We start from the raw sequence: 1,896 nt of genomic DNA on the forward strand, positions 1-1,896 counted from the left end.
TTCCTAAGAAACAGCCGGTTCAGGCGAAACGGGCGCCAAGGCGTATCCCAGGGTCTTGGCGCGCCGCTGGAGGTTCGCGAGGACGCGCTGGCGGTGTCGCTCATCATAGGCTGCGGCGCCCTGATCCTGATAAGTCATTCCATGCCGGATGGCGTTGTAGAACAGGACGGCGATCTTGCGGGCGGTCGCCGTCACCGCCTTCTGCTTGCCGATCCGCGCCGAGAGACGGCGATAGAAAGCCCCCAGGGCGGTGTCACTCCGTCCGATTGTTGTGGCAGCCAAACGCAACAGGGCCGCCGCCCGGCTCGAGCTGCGCCGCGTCTTCGAGGACAGGAGCTTGCCGCCCGATATTTTGTTGCCCGGCGCCAGGCACAGCCAGGATGTGAAGTGCTTCGCTGTCCTCCATGCCCGCAGATCCGTTCCGCACTCGGCCACCAGCTTCAGCGCCAACGAAGGGCCGAGGCCGTGGATCTGGGTGAGGTCGGTGCCCAACACCCCGTAGAGTGCTGCCCGCACGTCGAAGGCCGGTGCATTGACCTGCCGACCTTTGATACGGGCCTTCTGCAGCAGTGGCAGGTCTTTCCCGCCTTTTACCGACAGGGCGGCGACAGCCTCTTCCAGACGCTGATCGCATTCCTCGATCTTGGCTTTGTAGAAGTCGTAAAGTTCGAGCGACTGCGCCAGAGCGAAGACGTGTTCCGCCCGGTCATTGCCCACAAGTGCTGCCCGGATCGTCTCCGGCGAGGATTTGCACCGCACATCACGGTAGTCGGCCAGCACGTCCGGATCGCGCTCCCCTGCAACAATAGCGCGGATGATCTTCATGCCGGTCGCGCCAGTGATATCGGAGACCACGTGATGGAGTTGGAGGTTCATCTCCATCAAGGCCTTTTGCATGTGCTGGATATGGGCGGCGGCATACTCGGTCAGCCGCTCGCGCTGGCGCATGTAGGCACGCAATGTTGCAATCTCCGCGTCTGGGCGGAAGCTGCCGCGCAGCAGGCCGTAGGAATGCAACTGCCGCAGCCACCCTGCATCGCTGACATCGGTTTTGCGGCCGGGCACGTTCTTGGCGTAGCGGGCGTTCACCAAAATCACCTCGAAGCCCCGGGCCTCGAGGATCTCGAAGGCCGGGATCCAGTAGACGCCCGTCGACTCCATCGCCACGCTGGCGACGCCACAGTCCGAGAACCAGTCGGCCAAGGTGTGAAGGTCTTGGGTAAACGTGCCGAAAGCGCGCACCGGCATGTCACAACTGGACGGGTTCACAGCAGCCATATGCATCGTCGAGCCAATATCGATCGCGGCCGCATTGGGGTTGACCATCTTGAGGTCCGGGTGGCCGCCGGTTGTAGGTCTGGGCATGACATCTTCTCCGTTCAGAACGAAGGGCGTGGGCCATGCAAGTTCGTCATCTTCCTAACCGGGATCACCGCGATGGCGGCGTCACCACTCTCAAGTGCGCATCAGCCCATGTGCCACGTTTTTTAACGGGGTCCAGCCCACCAATAAGCCATCGGCAACTGCCCTTCGCCATGAGCGTAGCACAAGCTGTTGCTACCGCGCACAGGCGGGCTGCGGCCCGGAACGGTTTTTTAGGATGTCCCTCTCCTCCTTCAGGATGCGGATCTCGCGCCGAAGCCGCTCGTTCTCCTGCGCCAGCTCGCGGTCCTCGGCCGAGACTACATCTGTGTCCCGGTGTGCGTTCACCCACTTGTTCAAGGTCGACAAGCCGACCCCCAAATCATCCGCAACCTGACGCCGCGAAAGCCCGCTGGTCAGCGCGATCCGCACCGCATCCTTGCGAAATTCATCCGTCCTGACTGTGCCCATGGTTCATCTCCTTTGCTGCACATTACGTGATCAAAGGGGCGGCACCAAACCGTGACAGGTCCA

Annotated in this window: 1 protein-coding gene and 1 pseudogene; both read right to left on the reverse strand. The window is 62.1% G+C overall.

Annotated elements, in window-relative coordinates:
* Window positions 1-3: 3 nt before the first annotated feature.
* On the reverse strand, window positions 4-1,365 hold the full coding sequence (locus EV656_RS16405; protein ID WP_132605864.1) for an IS110 family RNA-guided transposase: 1,362 nt from the start codon (window positions 1,363-1,365) through the stop codon (window positions 4-6).
* A 228-nt stretch (window positions 1,366-1,593) separates the two neighbouring features.
* Window positions 1,594-1,833: pseudogene (locus EV656_RS16410) on the reverse strand (transposase); the annotation flags it as partial.
* Window positions 1,834-1,896: the final 63 nt, after the last annotated feature.

Origin of the sequence: Rhodovulum adriaticum (assembly GCF_004345735.1) — a bacterium.
Lineage (GTDB): Bacteria > Pseudomonadota > Alphaproteobacteria > Rhodobacterales > Rhodobacteraceae > Rhodovulum > Rhodovulum adriaticum.